The sequence below is a fragment of the Burkholderia sp. Bmkn7 genome (assembly GCF_041103175.1).
In the GTDB taxonomy this organism is placed as follows: Bacteria; Pseudomonadota; Gammaproteobacteria; order Burkholderiales; family Burkholderiaceae; genus Burkholderia; species Burkholderia cepacia.
This window is the reverse complement of record NZ_JBGCUH010000002.1, coordinates 1,090,412-1,106,378: the sequence shown is the minus strand read 5'-3', so window position 1 is coordinate 1,106,378 and position 15,967 is coordinate 1,090,412. Positions and strand designations below refer to the sequence as shown.

At 67.5% G+C, this 15,967-nt stretch carries 13 protein-coding genes; 1 reads left to right on the top strand and 12 read right to left on the bottom strand.

Translation table 11 applies throughout. From position 1 onward, the window contains the following. Positions 1-31: 31 nt before the first annotated feature. The 8 genes from AB3K92_RS10905 to AB3K92_RS10870 form a co-directional block, all read right to left on the bottom strand. Positions 32-484 (bottom strand): hypothetical protein, encoded by a 453-nt coding sequence (locus AB3K92_RS10905; protein ID WP_060225169.1) that lies wholly within the window; start codon positions 482-484, stop codon positions 32-34. Between the two features lie 287 nt (positions 485-771). Continuing rightward, positions 772-1,743 (bottom strand): formylglycine-generating enzyme family protein, encoded by a 972-nt coding sequence (locus AB3K92_RS10900; RefSeq protein ID WP_165589145.1) that lies wholly within the window; start codon positions 1,741-1,743, stop codon positions 772-774. Positions 1,744-1,818: 75 nt separating this feature from the next. After that, positions 1,819-3,444, bottom strand: coding sequence for a sulfatase (locus tag AB3K92_RS10895; protein ID WP_369465030.1), 1,626 nt, complete (start codon positions 3,442-3,444; stop codon positions 1,819-1,821). 128 nt (positions 3,445-3,572) lie between these two features. Further along, entirely contained in the window at positions 3,573-3,980 is a 408-nt protein-coding gene (locus AB3K92_RS10890; protein WP_369465029.1) for a BON domain-containing protein, read from the bottom strand. 66 nt (positions 3,981-4,046) lie between these two features. After that, on the bottom strand, positions 4,047-5,084 hold the full coding sequence (locus tag AB3K92_RS10885; protein ID WP_059653825.1) for a porin: 1,038 nt from the start codon (positions 5,082-5,084) through the stop codon (positions 4,047-4,049). Positions 5,085-5,244: 160 nt separating this feature from the next. Beyond that, on the bottom strand, positions 5,245-6,732 hold the full coding sequence (locus AB3K92_RS10880; protein WP_369465027.1) for a sulfatase-like hydrolase/transferase: 1,488 nt from the start codon (positions 6,730-6,732) through the stop codon (positions 5,245-5,247). Between the two features lie 31 nt (positions 6,733-6,763). Beyond that, positions 6,764-8,011, bottom strand: a complete 1,248-nt coding sequence (locus AB3K92_RS10875; RefSeq protein WP_059512256.1) for an MFS transporter — start codon at positions 8,009-8,011, stop codon at positions 6,764-6,766. 32 nt (positions 8,012-8,043) lie between these two features. After that, positions 8,044-10,101 (bottom strand): beta-glucosidase, encoded by a 2,058-nt coding sequence (locus tag AB3K92_RS10870; RefSeq protein WP_369465026.1) that lies wholly within the window; start codon positions 10,099-10,101, stop codon positions 8,044-8,046. 370 nt (positions 10,102-10,471) lie between these two features. Here AB3K92_RS10870 and AB3K92_RS10865 point away from each other — a divergent pair, with 370 nt between their 5' ends. Next, positions 10,472-11,092: a TetR/AcrR family transcriptional regulator gene (locus AB3K92_RS10865; RefSeq protein ID WP_021158387.1), complete on the top strand. Its 621-nt coding sequence runs from the start codon at positions 10,472-10,474 to the stop codon at positions 11,090-11,092. A 57-nt stretch (positions 11,093-11,149) separates the two neighbouring features. On the opposite strand, the gene AB3K92_RS10860 is transcribed toward AB3K92_RS10865, so the two are convergent. From AB3K92_RS10860 to AB3K92_RS10845, 4 genes are read right to left on the bottom strand one after another with little or no spacing between them, the layout of a single operon-like run. Next, positions 11,150-11,911, bottom strand: coding sequence for an ABC transporter ATP-binding protein (locus AB3K92_RS10860; RefSeq protein WP_124625306.1), 762 nt, complete (start codon positions 11,909-11,911; stop codon positions 11,150-11,152). Beyond that, on the bottom strand, positions 11,908-12,765 hold the full coding sequence (locus tag AB3K92_RS10855; RefSeq protein ID WP_059653840.1) for an ABC transporter ATP-binding protein: 858 nt from the start codon (positions 12,763-12,765) through the stop codon (positions 11,908-11,910). The genes AB3K92_RS10860 and AB3K92_RS10855 overlap by 4 nt, the downstream gene beginning before the upstream one ends. A gap of 11 nt (positions 12,766-12,776) precedes the next feature. Next, entirely contained in the window at positions 12,777-14,588 is a 1,812-nt protein-coding gene (locus tag AB3K92_RS10850) for an ABC transporter permease (protein WP_369465780.1), read from the bottom strand. Between the two features lie 34 nt (positions 14,589-14,622). Continuing rightward, positions 14,623-15,816: an ABC transporter substrate-binding protein gene (locus AB3K92_RS10845; protein WP_021158383.1), complete on the bottom strand. Its 1,194-nt coding sequence runs from the start codon at positions 15,814-15,816 to the stop codon at positions 14,623-14,625. Between the last annotated feature and the right edge of the window lie 151 nt (positions 15,817-15,967).

The following is a 15,967-nucleotide window of genomic DNA, read 5'->3' as shown; positions in this document are numbered from 1 at the left end:
AGCGGCACCTGATGCGGATGCGCGACAGCGGTCAATCGTCGCCGTCGTCGCCAGACGCCGTCGCGCTGCGCTCCGCGTGCCGCGCCGCCAGCCGGTCGAGTTCGTCGTACCGGCGGTCGCAAAACAGCCGGCACAACGTGTCGACGTCCGCGCGCGATTCGACGTCGATCGTGTCGACGTTCCGCTCCAGCTTGCCCTTTCCGAGGCCGAACAGCCCCTTCTTCATCCGCATCGAAACGGCGAACAACTGGAAGCCCGCCGCGTGTGCATCGCTCAGCGCGGTCACCCACAACTCCCGCTGATCGTCGGCATGCTGCAGCACGAGGGCCGGCAACGGGCCCGTCTGCGTGTCGTCCCACTGCGCATGCTGCGCGACCCACGGGAACGCGTCGAACGCGTGCATGAACGACGCGTAGTCCGTCGCGCCTTGCGGATCCAGCTGATCGAAGTCGTAGCCGACTTTCTGGACGGAATAGGTCAACATGCGCGGCACTCCGTGGCGTTCGCGATCGCGAAAACGTCAATCTACCTTGAATGCCGCCACCGATCATTATTTTTCGCAGGCCTGACGGAACGGCGCGGGAGCCACGTCACGCGACGTGGCCCGGCAAACCGCACCGGCCTCCCGTGCATCGCCGCGCCATCGGCACGGTTCGACATCGCGTCGAACGGGAACATGGCCGGCATGCCAGGATCGATTCGCCACCGTTGCGGCATGCAGGCTGCCGGGCCATTCAAGAACGCCCGGCCGCTCCGCCGGCACGCCACCAGTCATTCGTGCGCGGCGTCGTACGCAATCCGGAAGCCCGTGTGTCCGGTCGACGTATCCCGCGGCCGGCCTGTCCGGGCGGCGATGCGGTAGCGATAACAGTAGTCGCGATGGCACAGATACGAACCGCCTTTCAGCGTGTGCTCCCGCTCCGCGAGCGCCTGACGGTTCCGGGCCTTTCCCGCGCTCGACAACGACTGCGTCAGGAACGGATCGGCGCACCATTCCCACACGTTGCCGCTGCAGTTGTACAACCCGGCGGGATTCGGCGAAAACGCATCGACCCGAACCGTGCCGGCATACCCGTCCGGCGACGTGTTCAGATGGGGAAACACGCCGTGCCAGATATTGCAGCACTGCATCTCGTCGGACGGCTCCTCATCGCCCCACGGATACCGGCGCGCCTGCGCGCCGCCTCTTGCCGCATGCTCCCACTCGGCCTCGGTCGGCAGCCGGCCGCCGCACCACGCCGCGAAGGCGCACGCATCGTTCCACGAAACATGCACGACCGGATGCTGCTCGCGCCCGCCAAGCGACGAACCGGGCCCCTCCGGCGCCGCCCAGTTCGCGCCGTCGATCGCCAGCCACCACGGCGCGTCCGCGGTGCCCACCAGATGGTTCGCGGAAACGGCGGACGATCGAAACACGTAGCTCCAGCCGATGCGCTCGGCTTCCGTGCGATACCCGGTCGCGGCGACGAACTCCGCGAACCGCGCATTCGAGACGGCATAACGATCCATCCCGAACGCGCGCAGCGTAACGCGCCGCCGTGGCCCCTCGCCGTCCGCCTTGATGACGGGCGTATCGGTGCCGACCCAGCTCTTGCCTGCCTCGAACCAGACGATGTCCCGGTTCGACGGCACGCCGGCGCCTGTGCTGTGGATGCCCGACGCGCACGCATGCGCCGAAACGGCGGACAGTTGCTGGCGCTTTCCCGCGCCGGGACAGCACGATCGATGCTTGTCGTTGTTCAATTTTCCTCCTCGCCGGACCACCGCTTCTCCGACTCTGCCGGCCACGGCATGTCAAAACCCGGATTGCATCGCACGTCAATCACCCGACGTCGCCCCGGCCGGCGCCGCGCGCTTGCGCTCGATCTCGGCGCGCATCGCCCGTGCCTGGACGGCCAGATGCGCACGCAACCGTTCGGCGCGATCCGCGTGGCTGCGGGCCAGGAGCTGTGCGGGCTCGATCGCGCCGGTGGACGGCAGCCCGAGCCGCGTGTATTGCTCCTGCGGCGCATCGTTGGCCCGCATCAGGTCGCGCATGAGTCCGGCCATCCGCAGTTCGACCGACTCGTCGTACAGCGGACGCTCCTGTTTCGGATCGTCATGCAGGTCGAACAGCAGTGTCCCCGACCGGTACGCATACCCGATCGGCCGGCTCGCGATCTTCATCGTCCGCACGCCCTTCGTAAACGAAAAGGGTTCCGACAGTTCGATATCCTGCAGTTCCTCGACACCGAACATCTCCCGCATGTGGGTCGGCATCAACGTGTATTCGTACAGCGGTTCGTTACGGTCCGGGTCGGCGCCCGAGCGCATGTACACATAACGACCGTCGGTCACGTTGACCTGTTCGCCATGCATGCCGAACAGCGCAGCCTCGCGAACGGGAATGTCTTCGTCGATCGTTTTCCCGAGCGCGCCGCCCTGCATGTCCGGCGTGGATTCCAGCCCGAAGAAATCGAGCAGCGTCGGCGCGATATCGATCATCTGAACGAGCGACTGGCGCCGCACGCCTGCCCGACGGCAGCGCGGATCCCAGATGAACAGCGGCGTGTTGGCGAGTTCGTTGAACCACGGCTGGACCGTCTTCGCCCACCAGCCGTGTTCGCCGAGCATGTACCCGTGGTCGGTGCACACGATCAGCATCGTGTCGCGCCACAGATCGAGCTCGTCCATCAGGTCGAGAACCCGCCCGAGCGAACGGTCGCACATGGACACGAGCGCGGCGTACCCGGCTTGCGCGGTACGCATGTCGCCGTCCGTCTCGCCGGCGGAGACGGGGCCGTAGGGCGGCCAGTCGAAGTGCGCGTCGCCTCGATCGCCCGGGTAAAGGTCGCGATACTTCGGATAGCTGGCGAACGGCTCGTGCGGATCGAACGTCTCGATCTGCAGGAACCATGCATCCTTGTCGTGATTTTTTCTCAGGAACGCTTCGCCCGCATCGAAGGTCAGCGTTTGCGGATGAAGATCCTCGGTCGGGTAATACTGGCGGTTCACGAAATCCTGCCGCGCGGCGCTCTCCTTCAACGCGCCCTTGAGCCGGGCCGGCATCGGAGGCGGCCCGAGCTCCGCCTTCCATGGATCGCCCTCCTGCCCCCGGAAGAATTCCCAGCTGCTGTATCGCGTGTGATAGGTCGCGCCGCCATCTTCCCAGTAATGCGGATGATCGCTCGCCAGATGGGCATGAATGCCTTTCTTGCGCAGCATGGCCGGCATCGAATCGTCGAACGGCTCCAGCGGCCCCCAGCTGCGATGCAGAAAGTTGTAGCGCCCGGTATGCAGTTCCCTGCGCGCCGGGATGCAGGCCATGCTGCCGATATAGCAGTTGTCGAAAGTCGCGCTGCGGTCGGCGAGCCGCTGAAAATTCGGCGCGTGGACCCAGGTGTTGCCGTACGGCGGCAGCATGTGCCGATTCAGGCTGTCGTACATCACGAGTATGGCTTTCATGATCGATTCAATTCACTCTACGTTTGATGCGTTGTGCGTGGCTGCCTCGTTCACGCGCGTTTCGCCGCCGGAACGGTCGCGCCGTCATGCCCGATGCAACGCACGCGATGATTCAAAGGGTGCCCGTCTTACCGGGTCTGCGGACTGATGCGCAGCCGATTGCGTACCTCGCCGACACCCGGCACGCGCTGCGCGGCCGACACGGCCAGCGCGGCCTGCTCGGCGTCAGCCACCTCGCCGGACAGCGTGACGACGCCGGACTTCGCGAAGATGAGCAGACGGCTCGCATCGAGACGCTTCGTTCGCGCCAGCACGCCTGCCACCTGCTTGCGCAACTTGCGATCGGCCGCCTTCGTCGCCTTGCGCGACTCGCTGCCCGACGCCGACGCTACCGCCGACGCTACCGCCGATGCCGCCGATACCGCGTCCGGCGTCGATGCCGCGCCACCCTGCGATTCCTGAGCCGCCGCGCTCAGCGCACTCAATGCGATCATCGCTGCCGCAACGTGGCGGCATCCCGTTCTACCAACCTGCATGTCGTTTCTCCCGTGATTCCCTGGCATCGCGCCGCTTCATGCGCCGCGACGCCATGGGCAATATCTCTAGAACTGCGTCATGACGCCGATCGATACACCGCTCACCGTGCGCCCGTCGGGACGCAGGTTCAGTGCCGACACGTTCGTCGGATCCTTCTTGTAGGCTCCCGAGAAGCCGTTCCGGTCGAACTCCACATAGAGTTCCGACCGTTTCGACAGGAAATATTCGAGCATCGCGTACGAGGTCATCTTCCGGCCATCCGCCCCGGCAACGTTTTTCAGGTTGCTGGCCATGTCGTAATAGGTGGCGCCGGTGAACTGCAACGTCGGCGTGATCTGGTAGACGATGCCGACCCCGGGAATGTTGTCGCGCCGCTCGCTGCCGGCCGCGCTCGCCGCGGAAACCGCCAGCGTGCTGTAGCTCAGGTACAGCCGCGTCGGCCCGAGTTGCCACGTCGCGCCGCCCATCGCGGTTTTCGCCCACTGGTCGGTGGTGGCGCTGTAGGTCTTCTGGTACGCAGCCGCCAGCAGCAGCGAGCGGAACTGATAACTGGCGCCGACGGACAGATTCGTACCCGTGTGCCAGTCGCCGGCCACGCCGCCCGGCGAATAGCTTGCTCTCAGCGCAAACCCGCCGAGTCGGCCGACGTATTTGATCGTGTTGTTGAAGCGGGCATCGAGCGTAAAGAAATTGCCGCCCCAGACAATGCCGGGCGTCATCGCAAGCGTCGAGCCATTGGCCTGGTTCGGATCGAGTTGAACGCCGATATCTTCGGCGGCGTTCAGCTGGCGCCCGAGCGTCAGCCGGCCGAATCCCCCCTCCAGCCCGACGTACGCCCGCTGCGAGAAAAGCGTACTCGACGATTTCAACGCACCAGTACCCAGGTTGAAGCCGCTCTGCAGCAGGAACACGGCTCTCACTCCACCGCCCAGGTCCTCCTTGCCCGTGAAACCGAGGGTATTGCCCGCAATCGGATTGTTGTCGAAGCCAACCTGTTGCCCGCCCTTCCCGCCATCGGTCCATCGAACACCGCCGCCGAGCGTGCCGAACAGCGTCACGCTCGACTGCGCGTGCGCGCTTCCGGCAATCACCAGCGCAACCATGCCAAATGTCAGTCTCCTCACCGCACCGCTCCTCCAATAATTAATCATCCTTATTAAATTGCACGTTCCACCGGACTACATCTCGCCTGGCTTCTCCGAGCCTTGTGCGAGCCGGGCGCGAATGCGTAGTGAACGTACCGCCTTCGCGCCCGGTTATTGCCTATCGATCTTCCTGCGCGCGCCACTCGCCGGGTCGCGGCAAATCGACCGGCGGGAAACGGGAGCCTTTCGCGGCGGGCAGGACGTCAGCCGTCTCGACTTGCCAGCGCAACAGGCGCTCCAGCAGCCCCGCCTCGATGTCGGCATACTCCGGCTGGCCGGCCAGGTTCGTCGTCTCGCTCGGATCGGTCGTGCGCCGATACAGCTCGGGCGCCTCGTAAAGGCGCCACACATACGTCCATTCCGGCGTCCGGATGACAGCGGCCTTGCCCACGGTTTCCGGTTGCCCGCTTTGCAGCTTCGCCTTGATGTCGTACGGAAAGCCGGCCTGCTCGAAATGGTCGACTTCCCGGGTCAGAAAGCCGCCCTCGCTGAACACCTGCTCCCGATGCGTCTCTCCGGCCGCCCGAAGGCAGGGTGCGAAGCTCTTCCCGTAGTGCGCATGCGTCGCTTCCAGCCCCGCCAGCTCGAGCAGCGTGGGAAACACGTCGATCATCTCGACCATTGCGCTCGAGGTCGTGCCGGCCACGTCAGGCCCGGACGCGCCCGATACGATCAGCGGATTGCGCAACAGGCATTCGTGCACGCCCGACGGCCACTTCTCGGCGAGCCCGAAATCCCCGAGGTATTCACCGTGGTCCGAAAAGAACGTGGTGATCAGGCGCTCCGGCTCCGTGGCCCGGGCAGCCGCGTCCATCACGCGGCCGACATGATGATCGAGTCTCGACACCATGCCGTAGTACACGGCGCGCAGTTCCCGCCATTGCGCATCGGTCAGCTGGTCCCATCCATGCGCGCTGGACAGCGCATCGACATACGCCGGCATCCGGCCACTGCCGACGGCGCGCTCGGGCACCGCGGCGCGGTCGTACATCGAGAACCACGGTTCCTCCGCTTCGAACGGCGGATGCGGCGCGAACAGCGGGACATACAGCACCCACGGCTCGCGAGGCGGAGCGGCAAGCCAATGCTCCGCCGTGCGGATCACCACTTCGTCGTATTCGATCGCCGCCTGCTCCTTCGAACGCTGCCCCCGAAAGAACGCACGCACCATCGGGTCGGCAGGGTCTCCCTTTGTCTTGCTCTGCAGGAATTCCGCCGCGCTTCGCCGCGTCTCCTCCGGCAGGAAGCCATACTCGTGCGCCGAACGCTCGGTCGCGCCGGGCGCGAACGAGTCGCCGCGACCGCCTGCCATCGCGACGTGATAGCCGTTTTCCTTGAAGACGCGCAGGAAATTCGGCTCGTCCGGCCCCAGCAGGTAACCGAGCGTGCGATGGCCGGCCACGTGCGGATACTGTCCCGACAGGAACGACACGCGCGACGGCGAACAGACACTGTGTTGTCCGAATGCCTGCGTGAATGCGACGCCGCCGGCGGCGAGCCGGTCGAGGTTCGGCGTGAGGACGGGCGTCGCGGGATGGACCGCGTGAACGCAGTCGGCACGCAACTGGTCCGCGACGATGATGACGAAATTGGGCTTCGTGGTCATGAAATATCCGTTGGAAAAATACGCGTCGAGGTCAACGAACCGACCTGATCGCGGCGATGACGATCCCGCCGAGCAACACCGCGCAACTTGCCGCGATGAACAGCGCGTCGAAGCGGATCGCACCGCCCGGCCCCGTCAGCCAGGTGGCGAGAAGGGACAGGGACAACTGCGGCACGACGTTCGCGAGATGGAACACGCCCATGTCCTTTGCCGCGGCATTACGATCGGGCAGCACTTCGGTCACCAGCGCGAGGTCGACGGCCAGATACGCGCCCTGCGCCACGCCGATCCACGCGATCACGGCCAGCAATTGCGGGAACGTCGTGCAGAACAGGAGCACCGGAAACCCGAGCGCCATCCCGATGCCGGCCCCGATCACGAAGACCTTGCGGCGCCGCAGCCGATCCGACAGGCGACCGAACACCAGTGCGCTGGCCGTCATGGCCGTCGTGGCCACCAGCAGGCACAGGAACATCGCGTGCGGCGTCTCTTTCGTCGACAGGCCGATCCGGTCGCGCAGATAGAACAGCAGGTAGTACTGCAGGCTGCTCACGCCGAACAGCACCAGCGCACGCGACAGCCACGCGATCGCGAAGTCGGGATGCCTGACCGGATTGGTCCAGAAACTCGCCGCCAGTTGCCGCCACTGCAGCGGTTTCACGTGGCCGGCATCCAGCTTCCGGTCGTTGGTCAGCATGACGAAGCAGACAATCGCCACCAGCGCGATCGCCCCCTGTACCAGCGCGATCGAAACGAGGTCGGGCGCCAGTTGCCTCGCGATCCCGACGCCCAGCAACACACCGATCGGCGGCGTGAATCCGACGAGCGACGAATAGACGCCGAGCTTTTCGGAGCGGACCTGATCCGGCAGCACCGCGTTGAGACCGCTCAAGGTCGAATTGAAGGTCAACGCCATCAGCCCCCATCCGAGCGCGAGCTGCGCGGGCGTGCGAGCGGTCGCCATGACGGCCATCGCACCGAGCCCGCCCAGCATGCCGCCCAGGATCCACGGCTTGCGCATGCCCCAGCGCGAGCGCGTGTGATCGCTCAGCACACCGAAGATCGGCTGCGCGATCAGGCCGATGAACGAGCCGATGCCGAGTGCCCGCGCCAGCACGGCTGCCTTGTCGGTCGGCGAGATTCGTTCCGCCAGCATCGGCAGGATCACCATCGGATACGGCAACATCGCCAGCCAGACGCCGACGAAGGCGACCGTCAACGTCACGCCGAGATACCGGTTGCCCGTTTTGCGGGCCGATACAACCATCAATTCGTCCATAATCTCTCCATTCATCGTCCGCCGCCGTCCGCTCAGCGCCCGAACACCCGCCCGTCGAGCTGCACCGCCCCGACGATCGCGTGATCGGTCGCCGCATGCGCCAGCGCGATGCGATACGTGCCACCGTCGATCCGCCACTGTCCGGCCTGTCCGTCGAACCGGGCCAGCAGGCGCGGATCGACCTTCAGCGACACACGGACGGATTCGCCCGCGCGCAGCGTCACGCGCTCGAAACCGAGCAGCCGCATGCGCGACTCGCCGCATGCATCCGTCAGGTAGAGCTGCGGCACGTCGTCGCCGTCGCGCGTGCCCGTGTTGGTCACCGTGAAACGCGCCGTTACCGTGTCGCCGCCTTCGAGCCGCAGGTCGTCGTACGCGAAGCGCGTATAGCTCAACCCGAAACCGAAGCCGAAACGCGGCGGCCGCCCCGTCTTCGCGAACCAGCGATAACCGACCTCCGCGCCCTCGTGGTAGTGCACGTCGATCGGCGTGCCGAGTTCGACATCGGCACCCGGCAGCGCCGGATGCGGCGTATCCGCGACATCGGCCGGGAACGTGACCGGCAGCCGGCCCGACGGATTGACGCGGCCCGTCAGGATCTCGGCGATCGCCTGCGCGCCCGCCTGCCCCGGATACCACGCCTGCACGATCGCGGCGACTTCGCCGCTCCACGGCATCGCGACCGGATTGCCGGTCTGCAGCACGACGACCGTATTGGCGTTCGCGCGCGCCAGCGCGTCGATCAGCGCATCCTGGCCGAACGGCAGCGTCATGTCCGGACAATCGAAACGCTCGCCTTCGTGACGGATCGCGTTGACGATCACGACGTCGGCGCGGCGCGCGAGCGCGACCGCGTCCGCGACGTGCGCGCCGCTGTCGTATTCGACGATCGCGTCCGGCCGTTGCGCACGCAGCGCCGCGAGCGGCGACGCACCGCCGATGCACATCGCGGTCGGCCCGAGCAGCGGATGGCTGCGCATCGGCACGACCGCTGCATAACCGCCGTGCGGCATCACCTGGCTGGAGCCCGACCCGGACAGCACGCCCGCCTGCGCGAAACCGCCGATCACCGCGATGCGCCGCGCCGTTTGCGCGAGCGGCAGCACCTCGCGTTCGTTCTTCAGCAGCACGATGCCCTCGCGGGCGATCTGCAGCGCGATCGCGTCGTGCGCGGCGAAATCGACCGGCTCCGGCGCGCGCTCGCGATCGATGCCGACCGCGTAACAGGAACGCAGGATGCGCGTCACCATCTCGCCGATGCGCGCCGGCGGCACCTTGCCTTCGTCGTACGCGCGCCGCAGCGGCTCGTTGAACCACTCGGCCTCGTCGAGCTGCGCGCCCGAGTGCTGGTCGAGGCCCGCGAGCGCGGACTCCCAGCCGTACACCGCGCGCCAGTCCGACATGATCCAGCCCTTGAAGCCCATCGCGTCCTTGACGACGTCCTGCATCAGATGCCGGTTGCCGCTCGTGTACTCGCCGTTGACCCGGTTGTACGCGGTCATCAGCGCGCCGGGATCGCCCGCCTCGATCGCGATCTGGAACGCGAGCAGGTCGCTCTCGCGATGCGCATCCGGATCGATCACGGCGTTCAGGAAGAACTTGTTGGTCTCGCTCGCATTGAGCGACACGTGCTTGAGCAGCGCGATCACGCCCTCGCGCTGCGTGCCGGCCACCACGCAGCCGCCGATCCGCCCGGACAGCAGCGGATCTTCCGATACGTATTCGAAATTGCGGCCGTTGCGCACGTCGCGCACCAGATTGATGCCGCCGCCCAGCGCCACGTTGAAGCCGCGTGCGCGTGCCTCCTTGCCGATCGCCGCGCCCATCATGCGCGCCAGCGCCGGATGGAAGGTCGCGCCGAGCGCCAGCCCGGCCGGGAACGCGGTCGCGCGCTCGTCCGCGGTTTCGGTATGACGCAGGCCGAGGCTGGCGTCGGCCAGCTTCAGCGCCGGCACGCCGAGGCGCGGCACGCCGGGAACGTAGCCGGCGATGACGGGCAGGTCGGCCGGCACGCGCGGCTCGCGGCCGGTGCGGCCGAACACGCGCACCATCAGGCTGTAGAGCAGCGAAAACCGCTCGTCGTCGGTCATGCGGGCTTCGGTCTCCCGCGCACGGGCGTCGGGACAATCCGCCGGCGCCATGCTCGCGGCGGCCGGGGATTCGATGGGGGTCTGCAGTCGAGTCGAGGATGTCATCACGCGTTACTTCGTATGAATGGGACCGGCCGACACCACGCTTGCACCGTCAGCCGAACTGTTTCCACCAAATAATTATCCGAGTGGATAATTATTGTTTTGGGCGTGAGTGTCAAGCGGGTAAAGGCGGCAACGACGGCGGGGTTTTCCCCGACCCGGGCGGGCCAGGAGGTCGCCCCCGGCGCGCGGCGGCGGGTCGGGACGGCCCGTTGCGGCCGATCCGCGCGGACGGCACAATCCGGGGATTCGATCAAGGACAGGACAGATGCAGATTGCACGGCAGGCACAGCAGGAACGCAGCGAGCAGACCCGTTCGGACATTCTGGGGATCGCGCTCGAACAGTTCTCGACCCGCGGTTTCGACGCGGTCAGCCTGCGCGACATCGCGGACGCGGCAGGCGTCAACCACGCGATGATCCGCTACTACTTCGGCAACAAGGAGAACCTGTGGCGCGCCAGCGTGACGCAGCTGTTCGACCGGTTCATGGAAGGCGTCGCGTTGCCCGACCCGGCGTCGGACACGTTCTCGATCGACGCCGTCAAGCAGTACATCCGCAACTACGTGCGCTATTGCGCGGCGCACCCCGAGCACGCGCGGCTGATGATGCAGGAGGCCAATCGCGATTCGGAACGCCTGAAGTGGATGGCGGAAACCTTCGTGCGGCCGCGCCACGATCGCTCGGTGCCGCTGGTGCGCTACGTCAGCGAAACGACCGACGGGCTCGCGCGGATCGACCCGGTCGTGCTGCTGTACATGATTACCGCGATCGCGCAGGTGCCGTACCTGCTGACCGCGGAAATGCGCTACGCGCACGGCATCGACGCGCTCGACGAGAAAGCGATCGATGCGCATTGCGACGCGGTCGTCGCGTTCATCTTCCGTTGAAGCGGCGGGTGCGCGGGCGGGCCATGCACCGCCGCGCCCCCGGCCCGGATCGCGCGATCAGGCCGCGACCTCGCCGCCCAGATACGCGTCCCTGATCCGCTCGTCGTCGAGCAACGCCCTCGCCGGGCCTTCGAGCACGACGCGCCCGGTCTGCAGCACGTACCCGTAATGCGCGATCTCCAGCGCGAGGCTCGCGTTCTGTTCGACCATGAACACGGTCACGCCCTGCTTGTTGATCGCGTCGATCAGTTCGAGCACCTTGTCGACGTAAAGCGGCGACAGCCCCATCGTCGGTTCATCCATGCAGATCAGCTTCGGCCGCGCCATCAGCGCGCGCGCCATCGCCAGCATCTGCTGCTCGCCGCCCGACAGCGTGCCCGCCCGCTGCGTCAGCCGCTCGCGCACGCGGGGAAACAGGTCGAGCACGCGTGCATAGTCCTCCGCCACCGCCGTGCGGTCGCCGCGCGTGTACGCGCCCATCAGCAGGTTCTCGCGCACGCTCATGTCGCCGAACAGCCGCCGCGCCTCGGGCACGGCCGCGATCCCGCGCCGCACGCGCTGCGGCGTCGCGAGCGCCGTCACGTCGTCGCCGTCGAAGCGCACGATGCCGCGCTTCGGCCGCATCAGCCCGAGAATCAGCTTCATCGTAGTCGACTTGCCGCTCGCGTTGCCGCCGAGCAGGCTGACGATCTGGCCGCGACCGACTTCGAAGTTCACGTCGAAATGCACCTGCACGGGCCCGTAGAACGTGTCGAGGTGTTCGAGTTTCAGCAGCGCATCGGTCATGGTCGTGTCGGATTCGGAAGCAAGCGCGGTCATGCGGCCGCCTGCGTGGTGTGTACCGCGTCGGCACCGCCCGCATGGCGGCGGCCGAGGTATGCCTCGATCACGTGCGGATCGTGCCGCACGTCACGCGGCGCGCCTTCGGCGATCTTCACGCCGTTGTCGAGCACCATCACGCGGTCGGACACGCGCATCACGAGTTCGAGCTTGTGCTCGATCAGCAGGATCGTCAGGCCGCGCGCCTTCAGCGACTGGATCAGTTGCAGCATCTCGGCCGTCTCCGTCTCGTTCATCCCGGCCGTCGGTTCGTCGAGCAGCAGCAGGCGCGGATGCAGCGCGAGCGCGCGGCCGATCTCCACGCGCCGCCGGTTCGCATACGACAGGCTGTGCGCCGGATGATCGATGCGCGGCGTAAGCCGTTCGCCGAACCCGGCGATGATGTCGCGCGCCTCGTCGCGCAGCGCCGCTTCCTCGCGTCGCACCGACGCGGGCCTCACGAGCGCGCGCCACACCTCGGCCGCCGCGCCGAGCGCGGGCCAGCCCGGCCGCGCCGCACGCAGCCGCGCATGCGCGCCGATCAGCACGTTGTCGAGCACGCTCAGGTTGCCGAACACGCGGCCGTGCTGGAACGTGCGTGCGATGCCGAGCGCCGCGAGGCGCTCGGGCGCCGTGCCCGTGATATCGCGGCTGTCGAACGTCACACGGCCGGCGTCAGGCCGGTCGGTGCCCGCGATCAGGTTGAACAGCGTCGACTTGCCCGCGCCGTTCGGGCCGATCACGCTCAGCAACTCGCCGTCGGCGAGTGTCAGGCTCGCACCGTCGAGCGCGGTCACGCCGTCGAAGCGGCGCGTCAGGCCCTGCACGTCGAGCAAGGGTCGATTGGTGGTCATCGCGTTCCTCCTCACACCGTGCCGAGCAGGCCCTGCGGCCGGAACCGGACGAGCAGCAGCAGCACGAGGCCGTAGATCAGCATCCGGTAATCGGCCGCCCAGCGGAACAGCTCCGGCAGCCCGATCAGCGCGATCGCGCCGACGATGCCGCCGAGCACGTTGCCGAGCCCGCCGAGGATCACCATCGTCAGCGCGAGGATCGACACCTGCGAATCGAAGGTCTGGTGATTGATGTAGCTGTACAGGTGCGCGGCAATGCCGCCGCTCACGCCGGCCGCGACGCCGCCTACCGCGAATGCGATCGCCTTGTAGCGGTTCGGCGCGATGCCGTGTGCGCGCGCGGCGACGTCGTCCTCGCGCACCGCGCGCAGCGTGCGGCCGAGATGCGAGCGCAGCAGCCGCACCTGCACGAGTGCGAACGCGACGAGCACCGCGAACGTGAACCAGTACGCGGCGCGCGCGGTGCTCGCCCACGGCAGCGGCGCGATGCCGGTGATGCCGAGCGGGCCGCGCGTGAGGCCATCCCAGTTCAGGATCACGAGGCTCACCACTTCGCCGATGCCGAGCGTCGCGATCGACACGTAGTGCCCGCGCAGGCGAAACGCCGGATAGACGAGCACCGTGCCGAGCACGGCCGTGATGACACCCGCGCACGGGATCGTCACGGCCGGCGACCAGCCGAGATCCGACGACAGCAGCGCCGACGCATACGCACCGATCACGAGCAGCGCCGCGTGGCCGAGCGAGATCTGGCCGACCGTGCCCGCGACGAGCGTGAGGCTCAGCGCGAGCAGCCCGTACAGCCACGCGTTGGTCAGCGTCTGCAGCACGTACGGCGACGCGCCGAGCCACGGCAGCACGGCGGCCAATGCGATCAGCGCGACGAGCACCGGACGCGGCACGCGCACGGCCTTCGCGGCCGCGAGGAAGGTGCCCGTCATCGGCTCGGGCGGCAGCGTGCGGTTCCCACTGAACAGGCCGTTCGGCCGCCACACGAGGAACACGATCAGCAGCCCGAACGCAAACAGGTCGCGGTAGCTCGTGCCGAACAGCGCGACGCCGTAGCTTTCGACGAGACCGAGCAGCAGGCTGCCGGCGATCGCGCCCGGCACGTTGCCGAGCCCGCCGATCAGCAGCGCGACGACGCCCTTCAGCGTTGCCTGGAAGCCCATCGCCGGATCGATGCTGTTGTAGTACATGCCGACCAGCAGCCCGCTCACGCCGCCGAGCGCGCACGCGATCGCGAACACGGTCTGGTTCACGCGGTCGACGTCGACGCCCATCTGCAGCGCCGCGTCGCGATCCTGCGCGGTCGCGCGCACGGCCCAGCCGAGCCGCGTGAAGCGCAGGAAGCCGTACAGCAGCGCGGCCGCCGCGATGCCGATGCCCGCGATCAGCAGGTCGAGCGAGCCGAGCGTCGCGCCGGCAATGCGCAGATGCCAGTCCGGCAGCGGCGTCGGCACCGCACGCGGGTCCGCGCCGAAGGCGAGCTGCGCGAGCTGGTCGAGGATGAAGCTGATGCCGATCGTCGCGAGCAGCGGCGCGATGCGCGCCGCGTGGCGCAGCGGCCGCAGCCCGATCCGCTCGATCGCGACGCCGAGCGCGCCGCAGCCGACGACGACCGCCGCGAGCGCGACCGGCAGCGGCAGCCCGAAGCGCGTCAGGCACAGCCAGCCGATGAATGCGCCGACCATGTACACCGAGCCATGCGCGAAGTTGATCAGGTGCGACACGCCGAAGATCAACGCGAGCCCGACCGCGAGCAGCGCGTAGATGTTGCCGACGATGAGGCCGTTGAGCGTGTAGTCGAGCCAGGAAGCCATCACGATGCGTCCGTCACGTGCATGCGGTTCGGGGTCAGCGCGCCGCGAGCTGCGGTTTCGCGCCGTCCCACAGCGCCCACTGCCCCTGCTTCACGACGAGATACACGGTGCGCGCGCCCGCGACGCGGCGCGTCTGCGGATCGAAGCGCACCTTGCCGAAGATCACGCTCGGCACGTCGCTGATTTTCGCGAAGCCGTCGTGCGCGGCCTGGCGTGTCGTGCCGTAGCGGCGCAGCACTTCCGCCGACAGGATCAGCGCGTCGTATGCGCGCGCGACGAACGAATCGGGATCGGCATGGAATTTCGCGCGATAGCGCTGCACGAACGCCTGCACCTCGGGGCGCGGTTCGGCCGGGAAAAAGTTCGATTCGGTATACACACCGTCGACGGCCGCGCCGCCCAGCTCCAGGAATTTCGGCGAATACACGGAGCCGACCGCCGCGATCGGCAGCGTGACGCCCGACGTGCGCGCCTGCCGCACGATCTGCGCGCCGTCCGCGTAGTACGAGATCAGCACGATCGAATCGGGCTTCGATTCGCCGATGCGCACGAGCGTCGAACGGAAATCCTTCTCCGCCGGCTGGTAGCCTTCGGCCGCGACGACCTGCGCGCCGAGCCCGGCCACCGCCTTCGCGAAGATGTCCTTGCTGGTGCGCCCCCAGTCGGTGTTCAGGTACAGCACCGCGATCCGCTTGAAGCCGAGCTCCTTCACCGCGTAGCGCGCGAGCAGCGGCTGCTCCTCGGCCTGGCTCAGCGCGGTGCTCCACAGATAATCGCCGCCCTTCGTGAAGTCCGGGTGCGAGTTCGTGAAGCCGAACTGGATCAGCTGCCCGCGCTGGTAGATCGGCGATGCGGCCATCGACGTCGCGCTGGAGAAGTCGCCCAGCTCGATCGCGATGCGCGGATCGGCGACGAACTTCTGCGCGATCGCGACGGCCTGGCGCGGGTCGCTCCGGCTGTCCTGGAAGTCGATCGCGAGCGGCCGGCCATGGATGCCGCCGCTGCCGTTGATCTCGTCGAGCGCGAGATCGAAGCCGCGCTTCCATTGCTCGCCGTATTGCGCGTCCTGGCCCGTGAGCGGCCCGCTCACGCCGATCACCACCGGCTCGCCCGATACGCCCGCGGCGAGCGCGCCGCCCGTCGACAAGCCCCATGCGGCAGCGAGCGCCGCCACCGTGCCCAGCACGCGCCGCCATGCGCCGCGTGCGTCGTTCCCCGAAACGTTCATGCGTCCCCCAGCTTCAGTCAGTCGAAAAGAGTGAGGGCATGTAACCATCCGGTTCAGGACGATCCAACGAAGTTTTGCGTATATCGATATCGGGCGCGGCGCGAAGCCGGCGACGCCCGCGAACGGCCGCCTGCACGCGCTGCCGCGCGCG

Bases quoted from the DNA above. Each gene is read 5' to 3' on its own strand.
- AB3K92_RS10880 (WP_369465027.1), bottom strand. From the start codon at position 6,732: ATGACCACGAAGCCCAATTTCGTCATCATCGTCGCGGACCAGTTGCGT.
- AB3K92_RS10860 (WP_124625306.1), bottom strand. From the start codon at position 11,911: ATGACCGCGCTTGCTTCCGAATCCGACACGACCATGACCGATGCGCTG.
- AB3K92_RS10875 (WP_059512256.1), bottom strand. From the start codon at position 8,011: ATGGACGAATTGATGGTTGTATCGGCCCGCAAAACGGGCAACCGGTAT.
- AB3K92_RS10895 (WP_369465030.1), bottom strand. From the start codon at position 3,444: ATGAAAGCCATACTCGTGATGTACGACAGCCTGAATCGGCACATGCTG.
- AB3K92_RS10850 (WP_369465780.1), bottom strand. From the start codon at position 14,588: ATGGCTTCCTGGCTCGACTACACGCTCAACGGCCTCATCGTCGGCAAC.
- AB3K92_RS10855 (WP_059653840.1), bottom strand. From the start codon at position 12,765: ATGACCACCAATCGACCCTTGCTCGACGTGCAGGGCCTGACGCGCCGC.
- AB3K92_RS10845 (WP_021158383.1), bottom strand. From the start codon at position 15,816: ATGAACGTTTCGGGGAACGACGCACGCGGCGCATGGCGGCGCGTGCTG.
- AB3K92_RS10865 (WP_021158387.1), top strand. From the start codon at position 10,472: ATGCAGATTGCACGGCAGGCACAGCAGGAACGCAGCGAGCAGACCCGT.
- AB3K92_RS10870 (WP_369465026.1), bottom strand. From the start codon at position 10,101: ATGACCGACGACGAGCGGTTTTCGCTGCTCTACAGCCTGATGGTGCGC.
- AB3K92_RS10890 (WP_369465029.1), bottom strand. From the start codon at position 3,980: ATGCAGGTTGGTAGAACGGGATGCCGCCACGTTGCGGCAGCGATGATC.
- AB3K92_RS10885 (WP_059653825.1), bottom strand. From the start codon at position 5,084: ATGGTTGCGCTGGTGATTGCCGGAAGCGCGCACGCGCAGTCGAGCGTG.
- AB3K92_RS10905 (WP_060225169.1), bottom strand. From the start codon at position 484: ATGTTGACCTATTCCGTCCAGAAAGTCGGCTACGACTTCGATCAGCTG.